Origin of the sequence: Pseudoselenomonas ruminantium, from assembly GCF_900142515.1 — a bacterium.
GTDB lineage: Bacteria > Bacillota > Negativicutes > Selenomonadales > Selenomonadaceae > Selenomonas_A > Selenomonas_A ruminantium_D.
In genome coordinates, this window is sequence record NZ_FRBC01000017.1 from 17,873 (window position 1) to 31,887 (window position 14,015).

Here is a 14,015-nt window from a genome sequence, read left to right on the forward strand (position 1 = left end):
AGCCCTATTTTTGTTACAGATTCAACACCGGCGGCAAAATCTCCAACCAGTACCCATCCGGGTCAACGATAAAATAAATTCCCATCGCTTCATTCTCATAACAGATACAGCCCATCTGCTCATGTTTCTTATGGGCTGCCGCAAAATCTTCCGTGCGAAAGGCAAGATGGAACTCATTATCCCCCAGATTATACGGCTCCTTACGATCTGCCAGCCAGGTCAGTTCCAATTCATGAGCGCTCCCCTGCGCATCACCCAAAAAGACGATTATAAATCCCTCGCCATTGATGCGGCGAACTTCTTTGAGACCTAATGCATCTTGATAAAACTTTATGCTGCGGTCCAAATCCAACACATTGAAATTGTTATGCGCAAACTTAAACATAGCTACCATCCACCTTTCCAAAATCATGAAACCGATAACCATATTATACCGCAACAATTTTAACTTTACCAAATAAAAATTTTAGGCAATCACCTTATTGGCCCGCATAACAGCCTGAACGCTCTCCGCACTCTTCTTCAGCAGCTCCAGCTCATCAGCTGGCAAATTCAGCGGAATACGCTTCTCCACACCATGTCTGCCGATAATGCTGGGCAAAGACAGCGCCACATCCGTCAAACCATATTCTCCCTGGAAGGGCATAGATACCGGCAGGACTGCATGTTCATCGAAAAGCACCGCCTTGGCCAAACGGCATGCTCCCATAGCAATCCCCGTATTGGTCCACCCCTTGGACTGCAGGACATCATAAGCTGTGTTTACCACTTCCTGCGCGATCTCCTGACAATTCATTTCCTTATCATGATCATAGAAATCATCCAGGCTTGCCAAAGGCACACCACCAATATTCACCGTGCTCCAAGCCGGGAATGCCGAATTGCCATGCTCACCCAGCATATATCCCTGCACATCCGCTGCATCCACATGGTAATGTCTGCCGATAATGCTTTTGAGCCGCATGGTTTCCAGTGTAGTTCCCGTACCGAACAAGCGTCCAGCCGGATAGTCAAATTCCGTAGCCGCTACATAGGTAGTGATATCCAGCGGATTGGTAATCATGATAAATACAGCCTCGCGGGTGTATTTCGTCACTTCCCCCATGACCTCACGGATAACCGCTATGTTTTCTTTGGCCAGCGTAAGTCTGTCCATCTTTTGTCCCGGCAAGATGCTGGGGCCAGCGTCACAGATGATTACGTCAGCGTCCCGGCATTCTTCAAAACCGCCAGAATGGACATGAATTCCCGGAACGTAACTGCAAGACAGCGAATGCACTGCATCCAGAGCCTCTCCATGTGCCACTCCCGGCTTGATATCAATGCAGGCAATATCTGCAGCCAGTTGGCAGGCAATAGCCCGTGCCAGCACAGCCGAACCTACATGACCTAATCCAATGATTGCTAATTTGTGTGGCTTAAACACTGTAACATATCCCCTTTATATAAAGTATTTCCGTAAATTACATTTACAAGTTTACAGTATACACCCTTTATTCAATATTTACAACATTACACAATAAAAAGACCATAACAAAATATATTGTCATGGTCTCAAAATCATTTGTTTTCAGAAAGTGCCACCTAAATTTTCCAGAGAATCAATCACAACCACACAGCCCGGTTTTACATGCTGCATGACAAAAAGCATCTTCTCCTTAGGAATCGCTACGCACCCGCCAGTATAAGGCTTCCTGGGATCCAGGCAATGAAGGAACAACGCCGACCCCTTTCCTGGTACGCAATCCGCGTTATACCCCATATTGAGTACATATATATAATGGGGATCATAATCCACCAGATGCTCACTGGCTTCTTTATTCAGCCCAGGCACCTGCCGAATGTCTACCAGCTGATTGTATTTCATGCCCGGGCGCTCATCCCCGGACCAATATTGATTCTCATCCACCTGTATATAAGGGATTGCACAGCCAGGATCCGGTGCTATTCCCAAAGCGGCATCAAATTTGAATACGCCTACCGGTGTCTTGCCATCGCCTTCCCTTTCTTTTCCCAGGCCATTCCTCCCCATAAAACCAGGCGTAGTCATAAGCTGTTCCCATTTGCCCTTGTCATTTTTCTCATGCATGGAAACCCAGGCTGTTGTTTTATCAAAACCTGCCACTATGAACATCTGTTCCGCATCTTTGGCAGCAGGCAATTTCTGGATCCATTCCGGCGTTGCCTTGGGCGGTGCATCTGGCAAAGCTGCTTCCGCCGCCTGCATTCCGTTCAGGAACACACAGCTTAACAACAGACACATAATCAAAAACCACTTGCGCATAATAATCCTCCCATCATTTGAAAAAAAATGCCTTCATGATTATATATGCTAAATTTCGTCAAATGTCAGAAAAATCCTGCTCTCCAATCACTTTATAGCTTGGATTTCCGTTTCCACAACACAAAAGCATCTACTAAGGCTCCATCTTCATAGCATGCCGTTGCATCTAAAAAAACATCATAACATTTCCATAGGAAGAACAAGCAATTCCTGCTTTTTTATAGAATAGACATTCCAACCAGTATCTGAGCACCCAAACCTGCAAAGAACCATCCCATAGCCTTCATTTTGCTGTGAGAACACATATAAGAATCATAACCTATGCAAATATCAACAATGAGCGGCAAAATAAATAATACAACATATAGAGCTTCCATCGTCAGCTTCCTCCTCTATTAACCAGAAATCCAAGCTATGACTTCCTTATTCGTCATATGATTCTTCAATCCCTGCCAGATTATTATGTATACATAATAACAATTTTATGATTATTATTTTTTATTGCCATACCCAAAACAAGCGGCTGATTCGTCAAAATAGCCGATCAGCCGCTCACCATAAACCTGTCATTGTTTTTGTTCCTGAAGCCCGGCCATTCAGTGGCGCTCTTTCATCAACCACTTGACCTGACGCAGGAAGTCAATCATACTGCAGGCAATCACATTCTTCTCACTCATCAGTTCTTTCAAGCCATTGATATTCTGGCGCATCGAATTGACCAAGCCGCTCACCGACCCTGCACCATCCGCCACGGAATCCATCATACTACTGGTTTTATGAATCCCCGCCACAATCCGATGGCTATAGTCTCCCACGCTCTCTGTACTCTTGGTGACATCATCGAAGCTCTTCTGTACCCGACTGACAAATTCTGCATTCTCCACCGTTTTTTGCCGGGTCTGATCTATCGCCTGACTCATCTCTGCTATAGATTGATACAACGCATTGATATTCGTATCAATCCCCTCAACCAGCCCCTTGGTTGATGCTGCCAGCTCCCGAATATTTTCCGCCACGATACTGAACCCCCGGCCAGCCTCACCAGCCCGTGCCGCTTCAATGGACGCGTTGAGGGACAGCAGATTCGTACGCGTGGCAATACCTTCAATACCTTCGGACATCTTCTTTATATTGGCAAATTTCCCTTCTACCTCCTGGAATACAGCTGTAATATCATCCAGCTTCCCCTCAATCTCCTGCATCTTATCCGCCAGAACCCCTACACCTTTCCCCGCATCAGTGACCACAGACCGCGAATCATCCATAATCGTCGAGATATTCTGGGCATAGTCCTCCAATTCGTTGAAATGCTCGTTGAGGTAAGTAAAATCCTCATTTACCTGACCAATCCCCGTATAGGTTTCCTGCATCTTACGGACATACTCAGCAATACCTGCTTCAGCCCGGGTAAGTTCATTCATGCGCTCATCCAGATAGTCTATACCATAGGCGATCTGCTGCGCACCTTGTTCTTTCTGTGTCTGTCCCCCGACAGCCGCCATTCCTGTCTTCGGCTGCATCGGCTGCGCAGTTTTCATGCCCTGTTGCTTCTTTTCTTCCGCTCGCTGATTATAAAGCGGTTCTTTTTTTCTGCCGAAATCAAAGATTCCCATGACACGCTCCTTATTCAAAAACAGCGACAATCATCGTCTGATTGAAATGTTGCTCATAGATCTGCTCTCCGTATCCGCCCCAGCCGATATACTCACCCAGCACGGTTCCCATACTGCAAAAGAATTCATTCGCGTAGCCCTCAGCTTCAAAAAGCAGCGTCCGTGCCAGACAATTGACCATAATGGACAGTGCCGGATGTGGAACCTCCTGCCTGATCAGCTGCATGGTTTCACGGTTGACCTGCCGGTAATCATCCGGCTGCAACATGACAATCTGATCATTTTCATAAATCCGCGCATGATATTTCATAGTGCGTCGATCCGAATCCATATCGTCATTAGCAATAATATACATATCCTTGCCGATGATCCGTCCTACAGGATTGCTATCCAAAAAGTTCCGATCCATCTGCGCAGTAGAAAGGCCATGCATCTTTGCCTCCATCTCAGAAGCCGGATTCCCATCATAGGCCATGACTTTGCGATTGAATGCATCTACCTTCGTGGCCGTCAGTGGCTCACAGATTGGTTTATAGATATTTTCACGATAAAGATGAATACTCCCGCCAAGATTCCGAATCAGGACAAAGACACTCGCCTTGTCGTAAACCTGACCATTCAACGATACCAAGGTCTGTTCTGCCAGGCCCCTGTCTCCGGCAGTTCCCCCAAAGACAGCAATATGCTCCTTGCGCAGCACAGAATTCAGCACAGCCAGCACGGATTCCTCGCAGGATATAAGGCCATTCGTCGCTGTCAGGCAAATGGTATCATCCGCACGATGTGTCCCCAACTTCCGGACAGCCTCCTGCACACGGCCCACGTATTTCAGCGGACAGCGGTCAGCCTCTTCCAGCACATTTCCAACACATTCGATACCGCTTTCAATAGCCAGGACTTCCAATGTATCATGAAAGATTCCTGCATTCGAAAAAGCCGCAATAGAAGTTGTCCCCATGACAATGCTATTGGGGAACCGATTTTGCATCTTCTTTGCCGTTTCCGCAAAAGCAGATACAGTAGTCGTAAACCAAACAAACTTTGCTCCCGTCATTTTCTGGCAAGCCTGGCTGATGGCATTGTCCACCGGCACTGCCTGACTGCGTCCGATTTTATATTCCATGACATTCTCCTATTATCGCCCACAACTATACAGACTAGTTCGACTATTCTTTTGCTTTTTCCTGCTATCTATCAACAAAAATTTCGCATACTATTTTCGCATACACAACAACCTCGACTTTAATACAATTGGCATCCAAAAATTTCCCCATCATCACAAAAACAGCCCCTGGCACATGCCTGAGGCTGTTCTGTTTGTCTTATTCCGTTACAGCAGACTGATGGGATTCTTCCAAGGCCTTCAATTCCTCCGTGCGTTCAGCCAGCGGCTGTTTTGCCTTCAAGAACATGGCATCGCCAAAACTGAAGAAGCGATATTTCATCTCTACAGCCTTCTTGTAAGCTTCCAGCACGAATTCACGACCGGCAAAGGCGCTGATGAGCATGATCAGCGTGGACTTGGGCAGGTGGAAGTTCGTGATGATGGCATCCACGATCTTGAAATCGTAGCCGGGATAGATGAAAATCTGCGTCCAGCCGCTCTTGGCGGAGATTTCACCCACGCCATCAGCTGCCGATTCCAATGTGCGGATGCTCGTGGTGCCCACGGCGATCACGCGATGCCCGGCCTTTTTCGTCTCCATGATGAGCTTGGCCGTTTCTTCGGGCACATTGTAGAACTCCTTATGCATATCGTGTTTCTGAATATCTTCGACATTCACCGGACGGAAAGTCCCCAGCCCGACATGCAGGGTGACAAACCCCAGATTGACGCCCATATCCTTGAGTTCCTGCATCTGCTCCTTCGTGAAGTGCAGGCCGGCAGTAGGTGCGGCCGCAGAACCCTGTTCCCGGTTGTACACCGTCTGATAGCGTTCCTTATCCTCCAGTTTTTCGTGGATATAGGGCGGCAGCGGCGTTTCGCCCAAACGGTCGAGGATTTCCTCGAAGATGCCTTCATACTGGAATTCCACAATGCGACCACCGAAGTCCGTATGGTCCGTGACCACACAGCTGAGCTCATCACTGAAATTGATCTTGTGGCCAGGTCTGGCCTTTTTCCCCGGTTTTACGAGGGTTTCCCAATGGTTGCTGTCAATGCGGCGCAGCAGGAACACTTCCACCTTGCCCCCGGTCTGGTCGCGATGGCCGATAAGGCGGGCCGGCATTACGCGGGTATCATTGAAAATCAGTGTATCCCCTGGCTCCACATATTCCTTGAGGTCATAGAAATGACGATGCTCCATGGTCTTCTCCACAGGGTCCAGCACCATCAGCCGGGAGGAATTGCGCGGCTCCACAGGTACCTGCGCAATGCGCTCCTCAGGCAGTTCATAATCAAAATCCGAAAGTAATAACATAATCCAATCCTTCTATCAATAAAGTTTCTTCAATTCCGCACCACGATAATAATGTTGCAGAATCCGTTTATAATCCCAATGCTCACTGTCCGCATAAGCCTTGGCGCCATGCTGGGACATGCCCAGGCCATGCCCCCAGCCATACCCTTTGATGACCACGGCATTATGGTTGATGCTCATGCCAAAAAGCGTGCTCTTCAGCCCCAGCATACTGCGCAAATCATTGCCCGTCATGCTGGCTTTGCCGCCTTTGCCCACAAAGGTCACGGACTTGACCCGGCCGGACATGGTGCGGTCTTTGGCCGCTTTTCCCACCTTCAGCGGCGAAAGCTCGATTTTCTTCAATTCGCCGATATTCTTGCCCCGCTTGGCCAGAAGCTCGCTGAACTTCGCAGCAGCAATGGTCTTTTCCCAAGGGCTGGTTTCCGTGCGCAGTTCCTTAGCTGCCCGCAGACAGTCAATGCGGCTGCCCCAGACGTCCTCGCTGTTCTCCGTCATGCCGCCGGAGTCCGTATGGAAAAGCGCATCCACCAAGGCGCCCTGACTTTGCAATACCTCACCATACGTTGCCTTGATGGCCTGATTGGCCGCTGCCCGCTCCGCTTTGACACCGCTGTACTGCTGGCAGTGCGTGGTGGCACAGACATCAAAGCCCTCCTTGGCATGGCGCTTGCGCTGGCGCAGCGCATAAGTGCGGGCCGCCACCGCCTGTGCCTTCACGGCCTCCTGATCCCATTCAGCAGGCATTTCCTCGGGCACCACGCCCTGCAGATATTCTTCCACCGTCACCCGGTTGATCAGGTGCAGGCCGGCTTTACGCGGCACCAGACGCAATACCCCGCAATAAGACTTATTGTCATAGGTACTGATGAGTTTTGCCAGATTGCGCTCATCAGCTACCGTGAGTTCCAAAGTGGCCGCATCCGCGTGCTTGAGCTTCCTGCCATTGAGCTCCCAGCCTGTCCCCGCGAAAGTCAGCGTAACAAACTCTCCAGCCTTGCCCTGCCAGACAACTTTCTTGTTATCCAGCCGCTTCAAGACCACAGGCATATTTCCTGACAGGCGCAGGGTTGTCCCTTTCGTGCCCAGAGAAACCAGCAACTCCGGCTGCCAGGCCGCTTCGGCCCCCCCCGCCGAGCCCAGCAGTAACAAACACATCATACAGATTGCCAGCAACCGTTTTTTCATCCCTGCGCCTCCAGTTCCCGGGCCTTGGCCTCTGCCTCCAAACGAGCCCGCTTCTTCGCCTTGTTGTCCTTCTTGCGCTGCTTGCGGATGGCCTTGCTGTACCGCTCCTCCTCGCTGAAGATACAGCCACAGTAAGGCTGGCGATAAAGTTCCAACTCCTGGCTGATATCAATGCCCTCCTGCCAGCCGGGCCGGAAATCCTCATAATAGAACTGCACGCCATATTGCGCCGCAAACCGCTCAGCCGTGCACTTCATCAAATCATGCTGCTGGTAGATGCTGTAAAACAGCGTGGACGTAAAGGCGTCAAAACCATGTTCCGCCGCAAACCGCGCCGCCTCTTCCAGCCGCCAGGTATAACACATGGTGCACCGGCCGTTGGGCATGGCTTCAGCAGGCAAAGCCTGCTTCAGGAAATCCCGCAAGCGGTAATTCTCATCGGCGAAAAACTCCATGCCGACTTTTTCCGCAAACTCCCGGGCGGTATTCAGTCGCGCCTCCCATTCCTTATACGGATGGATGTTGGGATTGAAGAAATAGCCCACCGGCTCAATGCCGTCCTCCCGGAGTTTTTTCACGGGATAGCAGGAACAGGGACCGCAACACATATGTAATAGTAACTTCATAATAATCTCCTATTCCGGATAGGCAATGCCCAGATGCTCATAACCGGCCTTGGTCACCACACGGCCCCGGGGCGTACGGTTGATGAAGCCCAACTGTATGAGGAACGGCTCAAACACATCCTCCACCGTATCCGTGCTCTCGCTGATGGCCGCCGCCAGCGTATCAAGGCCCACCGGCCCGCCGCCGAACTTCTTGATCATGGTCAGAAGCATCCGCCTGTCCGTATGGTCAAGACCAGCCTTGTCCACTTCCAGCAAGGACAGTGCCTTGTCCGCAATTTCGTCGGTGATAACATCCCTGCCCTCATACTGTGCCACATCCCGCACCCGCTTCAGCAGGCGATTGGCAATACGCGGGGTTCCCCGGGAACGGCGGGCGATTTCCATAGCCCCTTTATCCTCGATGGGAATCTCCAAGATTTCCGCAGCCCGCTTCACAATGGTCACCAAAGCCTCCGGCGTGTAATACTCCAGACGGGAGATGATGCCAAAGCGGTCACGCAGCGGTGCCGCCAGTGAACCGGCCTTGGTCGTCGCCCCAATCAGCGTAAACGGCGCAATATCCAGACGGATGGAACGGGCACTGGGCCCTTTGCCGATGATGATATCCAGGGCAAAATCTTCCATGGCAGAATAGAGCACTTCCTCCACACTGCGGGACAAGCGATGGATTTCGTCGATAAAGAGCACATCATGCTCCTGCAGATTGGTCAAAAGTGCCGCCAAATCCCCCTGCCGTTCGATGGCCGGCCCCGAGGTCTGACGGAAATTCACGCCCATCTCATTGGCAATGATACCCGCCAGCGTAGTCTTGCCTAGCCCCGGCGGCCCATAGAGTAAAACATGATCCAGAGCATCCCCGCGGTTCATGGCCGCCTGAATGAAAATCTCCAGATTCTTCTTGGCCTTGTCCTGACCAATGTATTCATTTAACTTACGGGGGCGCAGGCTGTACTGCCAATCGTCCATCCGCTGCTCATCCATAGCCACGATACGGCCATCATCAATATCCATGTCGTAAAAATCTTCTTCAGCCAAGCCTCAGCCCTCCTGTTAAAATTTATTCAGCTGCTTCAAGGCCAGCTTGATGATCTCTTCCGTAGTCTTGCACTTGGTGGCCTTCTTGAGCACCGGTGCAATCTCTGCCTGGCTGTAGCCCAGAGCAACCAACGCCGCCTGTGCCTCGCTGACGATATCATCGCCCAGCGGGCCTTCCATATCCAGCGTCAGAACTTCTTCCGCATCATCGCCAGCGGCAAAGCCAACTTTGTCCTTGAGTTCCAGAATCAGCCGCTCCGCCGATTTCTTGCCAATGCCCGGCAATTTCGTCAAAACAGTAGCCTGCTTGTTCTGGATAGCCTTGCAAAGACTCTCCACCGTGATAGCCGACAGGATTCCCAGCGCCACCTTCGGCCCGATGCCCGAGACGCCAATCAGCAGCTGGAAAACATCATATTCCTCTTCACTGGCAAAACCATAAAGCGTAATGCCATCCTGATAGACATTCATATAGGTAAAGAGCCGGGCCTCTTCCTTCAGCCGCAGCTTGTTGCGCGTAGCCCCCGCCACAAACACCCGATATCCTACACCATTCACATCCAGCAGGCAGTAGTCGGTCTTCAGCACCGCCACCTGCCCCCGCAAAAATCCAATCATCGAAAGCACTCCAATAGTCAAAAGAAACTTATAACCTTATAAGTATACCACGAAGGACAAGGGGCTGACTAGTCAAAATTGACCAGTCAGCCCCTACTCTTGACACGTCAAATTGACATGTCAGATTCCAAGCGTCGCTGTACTTCCGCATCCCATGCCAGTAATAACGATGCATATTTATCTTTGATAAGCTGATAAACTTCCAAAGCCGTTGACTCATTGTAAGTATGCGCTGATAAATTACGCTTTTCCTGCATATCCAGCCAAGCCTCTGCGTCAGCTATCATGCCCTGCTTCCAGCCTTCACGTATACTGGAGCGAGGGCTGCTGGCCTCAATACCTTCGTAGTCAAGACATGCCTTCATCAGCTTCCAAGCTAACTCAAAGCAGAACTCAAAGCGCTGAATTGTAGCATCCAGATACATATCATCAGCATCAGGTTCCTTGGAAAGTGCCACCTGCAAACGCATCAAAGCACGATGATAATCTTCTTTTTTGGCTTCTATCTGAATTCTCGTCATAAGTGATGTCCCTCCTGCACTGCTAAAAATCAGCTTACCATCCCTGTCTATAGCCTGTTTCAACTTTTCATTGGTCTGACGCTTATAATCAATAATGTCAAAGGTATACGGAAGGCTGCTATCCTCAAAGGCTATCGACAATTTCGTAATAGCATCCGCATTCCCATAGACAGCTAAATCCACATCAGATGAAATCCGAGCATCACCACGTGCCCGAGAACCAAACAATTTTACCCATTCCAGCATGCCTGAATGCTTTTGAAGTATTTTCAATATTTCCTGCCAAAATCTAATTTTTATAGTATATAACGTATCCACGACAAATCTACCCTCACCACGAACATTCATCCATACAACTATTTTCTACTAAAGGTCCACATGCCATCCTCATTTGAATTTTTCTCGCAGACACACCTCCAGGCGTGCAAGCACATGCTCTGGAATAAGACTTTTAAACATACTATCTTCATTCTCTACATACAAAAGAAAGGCACCAGACAGTCTGGTGCCACAAGTTCCAAAAAGAGCGGTTTTATGCTGGCTGTCAGCCTAAGCACCCTTGCGAGTGCCTGTTGTCGCCGGTATATTAAGTCCCCGGCGCGGACTTGCCTTATCTCCCTGGCATGGGCTCAATGCCCTTACGAGCATCTATAAGTCTCAGCATTTAACCTGCCTGAGCACAGTACAGCTTTTACGTGCCGCTACACGGAGCTTTTGCTCACTCATATTATACATGATGATATTCTCCATAGCAATATCTGCCTGATAATTTTCATACCCCACAAATTTTGACCAGTCAACACTTCATTTGACACGTCAAATTGACATGTCAGATTCCAGCGACACTAAACATCCCCATTCCACATCAAAGATTATACTACATATTAAATTCAGACACATATTTTAGCTATTTCCCTAGCAACAATCAAGGCATCACCTATTGTATTGTCAGCAGAAAAACTTATCCTAACAGTTCCCACTGCATATTCCATCGGAATATGCAATGCTTTTATAACGCTTGATAATTCCATATCACGTGAATTACAAGCCGATCCCGTCGCAATGGCTATTCCCAGTAAATCAAGACGATTTACAATCATCTCTCCATTAGCATTCTTTATTGACAAGCTGATTGTTCCTTCAACATTTGATTCAGCCTTATTAACTATGCAATCAATATTCGCTTCTCGTACAGCATATAGAAAAGCTTGTCTTACTTTTGCAATATGCTCCCTATCGCTTTGCATGTTCTTGCAACTGAGTTCCAATGCTTTCGCCATACCTACAATGCCAGCAATATTTTCTGTTCCTGCTCGCATGCCATTTTCTTGACCGCCGCCATAAATCAATGGTGCTATCTTTATACCATTGCGCACATACAAAAATCCCATTCCCTTAGGCCCATGAAACTTGTGCGCAGAAGCAGATAGCATATCAACATGCAGATCATTAACATCAATAGGAATATGCCCCATAGCCTGTACTGCATCTGTGTGAAAACATGCATTTACCTTATGCGCCTGCACTGCCATTTCTTTTATTGGCTGCACAGAACCAATTTCATTGTTCACTAGCATAATTGAGACAATCGATGGTAAATTCAGTTCATGCAATGATGCTTCGTATGCCTGATGATTAACAATGCCAGTATGGCTAACTGGTAATCTTATAACTGTGCAACCTCTACTTTCCAAGAATGTACAAGTATTTAATATAGCATGATGTTCAATCTGGCTCGTGATGATGCTGACCGGATTCTTATGTGCTGCAACAAAACCTTTCAATGCCCAATTATCAGCCTCACTCCCGCAAGAAGTAAAGTAAATCTCTTCCGGCAATGCACCGATTTTTGATGCAATTGTTTCTCGTGCATTCTTGATTTGACGGCGGATTTTGGTTGCCTGTCGATAAAGTGCTGATGGATTGTAAAAGTCATCGACAAAATATGTACGCATTATTTCAGCAACTTCCGGATACATCGCTGTTGTCGCTGCATTATCCGCATAAATATTATATTTCACAAAATCCCCTACCCTAAATTTAGTCAAACAAGGTGCAACCTTGTTCTTTAAATTCTTCTATCTTATCCTGCAAATCTTCTACTGATACCTCTAAATAATCCGCCAAACAATCCATACAGTAATATTCCGTTACAGATTCACCTAATAGCTTTTTATTGACACCAATCTCATCCTTAGATAGACTTTCTTTACCACAGCCAATGCAAACAATATTCATAATATTCACAACTCATTCACCGTTATATCTGGTATAGATTTACCTCTAAACTCATCATCTAATAAACCCAATTGATATTTTATTATTTCACGCATATATCTCGCTGGATCTAGACAATATTTCTTAAAGTCACGAGCCGATATATCCTCTGCCTCTCTTACATGCGGGAATAACAGTTTCAAAAAACCTGTTGCAATCCTCTTTATAGCCTCTGTATCTCTAGTATCTGCCTTTTCCGGTACATTGGTTCTAGCATCCACAATCATGCGATAGCTCGAATCGTCGCGCAATGCATGCATAATCGAAGAAAAATATTCAGAATTCAAACTCCATCCTTCAATTTTCAGGTCATCGTTCATACGTGGCAAATCCCAACCTTTTAGGAAACCATGGAATCGATCTATCAAAGCACTCTCATGAAACACTTCTGGTAATTCCTGAAAAACATTCTCTCTTACATCAGCTTTCATCAAATCTGACGAAATATTCCCCAACAATACAATACCTGCATCCGCTGCACCTTCATGATTACCAACAGTATACTTACCGTTTTCCATGTAACCTTTCAATGCACCACGCATTTCATCAACATCAGAAAAATGTATCGTTTGTACTTCATCAAGTGCAACATAATCATGCCCAAAAACCAAACCTTCTGAGCGTCGGGCAATATCATAGAACATACGTGCCCTTGACATGGTTCCACCTGAAGATAACCATCCATACCGACTTACGGAACCAAACAAATATGATTTACCAGTTCCCTTAGGTGCTAATTCAATTAGATTTAAACGTTTCTCGACAAACGGAAGCAATCTTGTTATCATTGACAATTTCTGCTTTTCATCCCGATAGCCGGCAGCATTATAATCCATTGCTCCTAAGATAATGTCAATCCACTCTTCTAGCGAAAATGCAGCACGAGCATCCTTAAACTCGTCTAGATCTACAACGTACGGACAGAAATCTTTAAAGCTAGTCAATTTAATCTTTCCTGGTTCTTGTTTGCTGATTGGTGGCTGATAGCCAAGCTCTACAATCCCCCAGTTTTCCTCTGACTTTAACAATGCCTCACTACATTCAGACCATACATTTGCAGGAATAGTAGTATCTTTATAACGCAAATTAAAATCAGGCAACGAAAAAGATATCTGTTGAGTCTTTATATCAATATCAACAGAGATTTTTGCCAAGAATTTTACTCGTTCATTCTCATGAATAACTCTATTCTTTATTGACTTCCAGTCTTCTGCCTTCGGAATGAATTTACGAATAAATTCTACTACATCTTCTACTTCAATATCTCCATTGTCATCCTGGAATCTTTTCAAAACCCAATCACGCATAAAAGAAGGAAGTTTAAATGATGAAATGAAACTATTCTTTTTTAAGTCTTTATACACAACCATTTCATCGAAATAATCTTTTAGTTTTTCTGCAAACTCATCTGACGTATAATCAACCAC

At 47.3% G+C, this 14,015-nt stretch carries 15 protein-coding genes; all 15 read right to left on the bottom strand.

The window, feature by feature from the left end; translation table 11 throughout:
* Window positions 1–13 precede the first annotated feature (13 nt).
* Entirely contained in the window at window positions 14–385 is a 372-nt protein-coding gene (locus tag BUB68_RS09175) for a VOC family protein (RefSeq protein WP_218587688.1), read from the bottom strand.
* Between the two features lie 81 nt (window positions 386–466).
* The gene (locus BUB68_RS09180; RefSeq protein ID WP_073090420.1) at window positions 467–1,426 is read right to left on the bottom strand and encodes an L-lactate dehydrogenase; all 960 of its coding nucleotides are present in this window, start codon (window positions 1,424–1,426) and stop codon (window positions 467–469) included.
* 144 nt (window positions 1,427–1,570) lie between these two features.
* Entirely contained in the window at window positions 1,571–2,284 is a 714-nt protein-coding gene (locus tag BUB68_RS09185; protein WP_073090423.1) for a L,D-transpeptidase family protein, read from the bottom strand.
* A gap of 218 nt (window positions 2,285–2,502) precedes the next feature.
* Window positions 2,503–2,661, bottom strand: coding sequence for a hypothetical protein (locus BUB68_RS15270; RefSeq protein WP_178139502.1), 159 nt, complete (start codon window positions 2,659–2,661; stop codon window positions 2,503–2,505).
* A gap of 219 nt (window positions 2,662–2,880) precedes the next feature.
* On the bottom strand, window positions 2,881–3,897 hold the full coding sequence (locus BUB68_RS09190; protein WP_073090426.1) for a methyl-accepting chemotaxis protein: 1,017 nt from the start codon (window positions 3,895–3,897) through the stop codon (window positions 2,881–2,883).
* A gap of 10 nt (window positions 3,898–3,907) precedes the next feature.
* A complete protein-coding gene (locus tag BUB68_RS09195; RefSeq protein ID WP_073090429.1) occupies window positions 3,908–5,020 on the bottom strand; it encodes an FIST signal transduction protein in 1,113 nt (370 codons plus the stop codon).
* A gap of 199 nt (window positions 5,021–5,219) precedes the next feature.
* The gene (gene queA, locus BUB68_RS09200; RefSeq protein WP_073090432.1) at window positions 5,220–6,320 is read right to left on the bottom strand and encodes a tRNA preQ1(34) S-adenosylmethionine ribosyltransferase-isomerase QueA; all 1,101 of its coding nucleotides are present in this window, start codon (window positions 6,318–6,320) and stop codon (window positions 5,220–5,222) included.
* A 15-nt stretch (window positions 6,321–6,335) separates the two neighbouring features.
* Window positions 6,336–7,508 (bottom strand): SpoIID/LytB domain-containing protein, encoded by a 1,173-nt coding sequence (locus tag BUB68_RS09205; protein WP_081371942.1) that lies wholly within the window; start codon window positions 7,506–7,508, stop codon window positions 6,336–6,338.
* Window positions 7,505–8,134 carry an epoxyqueuosine reductase QueH gene (locus tag BUB68_RS09210; protein ID WP_073090435.1) on the bottom strand — a complete coding sequence of 210 codons (630 nt, stop codon included), beginning with the start codon at window positions 8,132–8,134 and terminating at the stop codon, window positions 7,505–7,507. The genes BUB68_RS09205 and BUB68_RS09210 overlap by 4 nt, the downstream gene beginning before the upstream one ends.
* Before the next feature lie 9 nt (window positions 8,135–8,143).
* On the bottom strand, window positions 8,144–9,148 hold the full coding sequence (gene ruvB / locus BUB68_RS09215; RefSeq protein WP_073090529.1) for a Holliday junction branch migration DNA helicase RuvB: 1,005 nt from the start codon (window positions 9,146–9,148) through the stop codon (window positions 8,144–8,146).
* A 39-nt stretch (window positions 9,149–9,187) separates the two neighbouring features.
* Window positions 9,188–9,790 carry a Holliday junction branch migration protein RuvA gene (gene ruvA / locus BUB68_RS09220; protein ID WP_073090438.1) on the bottom strand — a complete coding sequence of 201 codons (603 nt, stop codon included), beginning with the start codon at window positions 9,788–9,790 and terminating at the stop codon, window positions 9,188–9,190.
* Between the two features lie 107 nt (window positions 9,791–9,897).
* Complete coding sequence (locus BUB68_RS09225; protein WP_256625851.1) at window positions 9,898–10,629, bottom strand: HI0074 family nucleotidyltransferase substrate-binding subunit; 732 nt, start codon at window positions 10,627–10,629, stop codon at window positions 9,898–9,900.
* Window positions 10,630–11,201: 572 nt separating this feature from the next.
* A complete protein-coding gene (locus BUB68_RS09230; protein ID WP_178139503.1) occupies window positions 11,202–12,332 on the bottom strand; it encodes a cysteine desulfurase family protein in 1,131 nt (376 codons plus the stop codon).
* 19 nt (window positions 12,333–12,351) lie between these two features.
* Window positions 12,352–12,549: a hypothetical protein gene (locus BUB68_RS09235; protein WP_073090443.1), complete on the bottom strand. Its 198-nt coding sequence runs from the start codon at window positions 12,547–12,549 to the stop codon at window positions 12,352–12,354.
* Window positions 12,550–12,554: 5 nt separating this feature from the next.
* Entirely contained in the window at window positions 12,555–14,015 is a 1,461-nt protein-coding gene (brxL, locus tag BUB68_RS09240) for a BREX system Lon protease-like protein BrxL (protein ID WP_256625852.1), read from the bottom strand.

Coding starts and splice junctions, on each gene's coding strand:
- BUB68_RS09175 (WP_218587688.1), bottom strand. CDS start 385: ATGTTTAAGTTTGCGCATAACAATTTCAATGTGTTGGATTTGGACCGC.
- BUB68_RS09195 (WP_073090429.1), bottom strand. CDS start 5,020: ATGGAATATAAAATCGGACGCAGTCAGGCAGTGCCGGTGGACAATGCC.
- BUB68_RS09190 (WP_073090426.1), bottom strand. CDS start 3,897: ATGGGAATCTTTGATTTCGGCAGAAAAAAAGAACCGCTTTATAATCAG.
- BUB68_RS15270 (WP_178139502.1), bottom strand. CDS start 2,661: ATGGAAGCTCTATATGTTGTATTATTTATTTTGCCGCTCATTGTTGAT.
- BUB68_RS09235 (WP_073090443.1), bottom strand. CDS start 12,549: ATGAATATTGTTTGCATTGGCTGTGGTAAAGAAAGTCTATCTAAGGAT.
- ruvA (WP_073090438.1), bottom strand. CDS start 9,790: ATGATTGGATTTTTGCGGGGGCAGGTGGCGGTGCTGAAGACCGACTAC.
- BUB68_RS09210 (WP_073090435.1), bottom strand. CDS start 8,134: ATGAAGTTACTATTACATATGTGTTGCGGTCCCTGTTCCTGCTATCCC.
- ruvB (WP_073090529.1), bottom strand. CDS start 9,148: ATGGATATTGATGATGGCCGTATCGTGGCTATGGATGAGCAGCGGATG.
- queA (WP_073090432.1), bottom strand. CDS start 6,320: ATGTTATTACTTTCGGATTTTGATTATGAACTGCCTGAGGAGCGCATT.
- BUB68_RS09185 (WP_073090423.1), bottom strand. CDS start 2,284: ATGCGCAAGTGGTTTTTGATTATGTGTCTGTTGTTAAGCTGTGTGTTC.
- BUB68_RS09205 (WP_081371942.1), bottom strand. CDS start 7,508: ATGAAAAAACGGTTGCTGGCAATCTGTATGATGTGTTTGTTACTGCTG.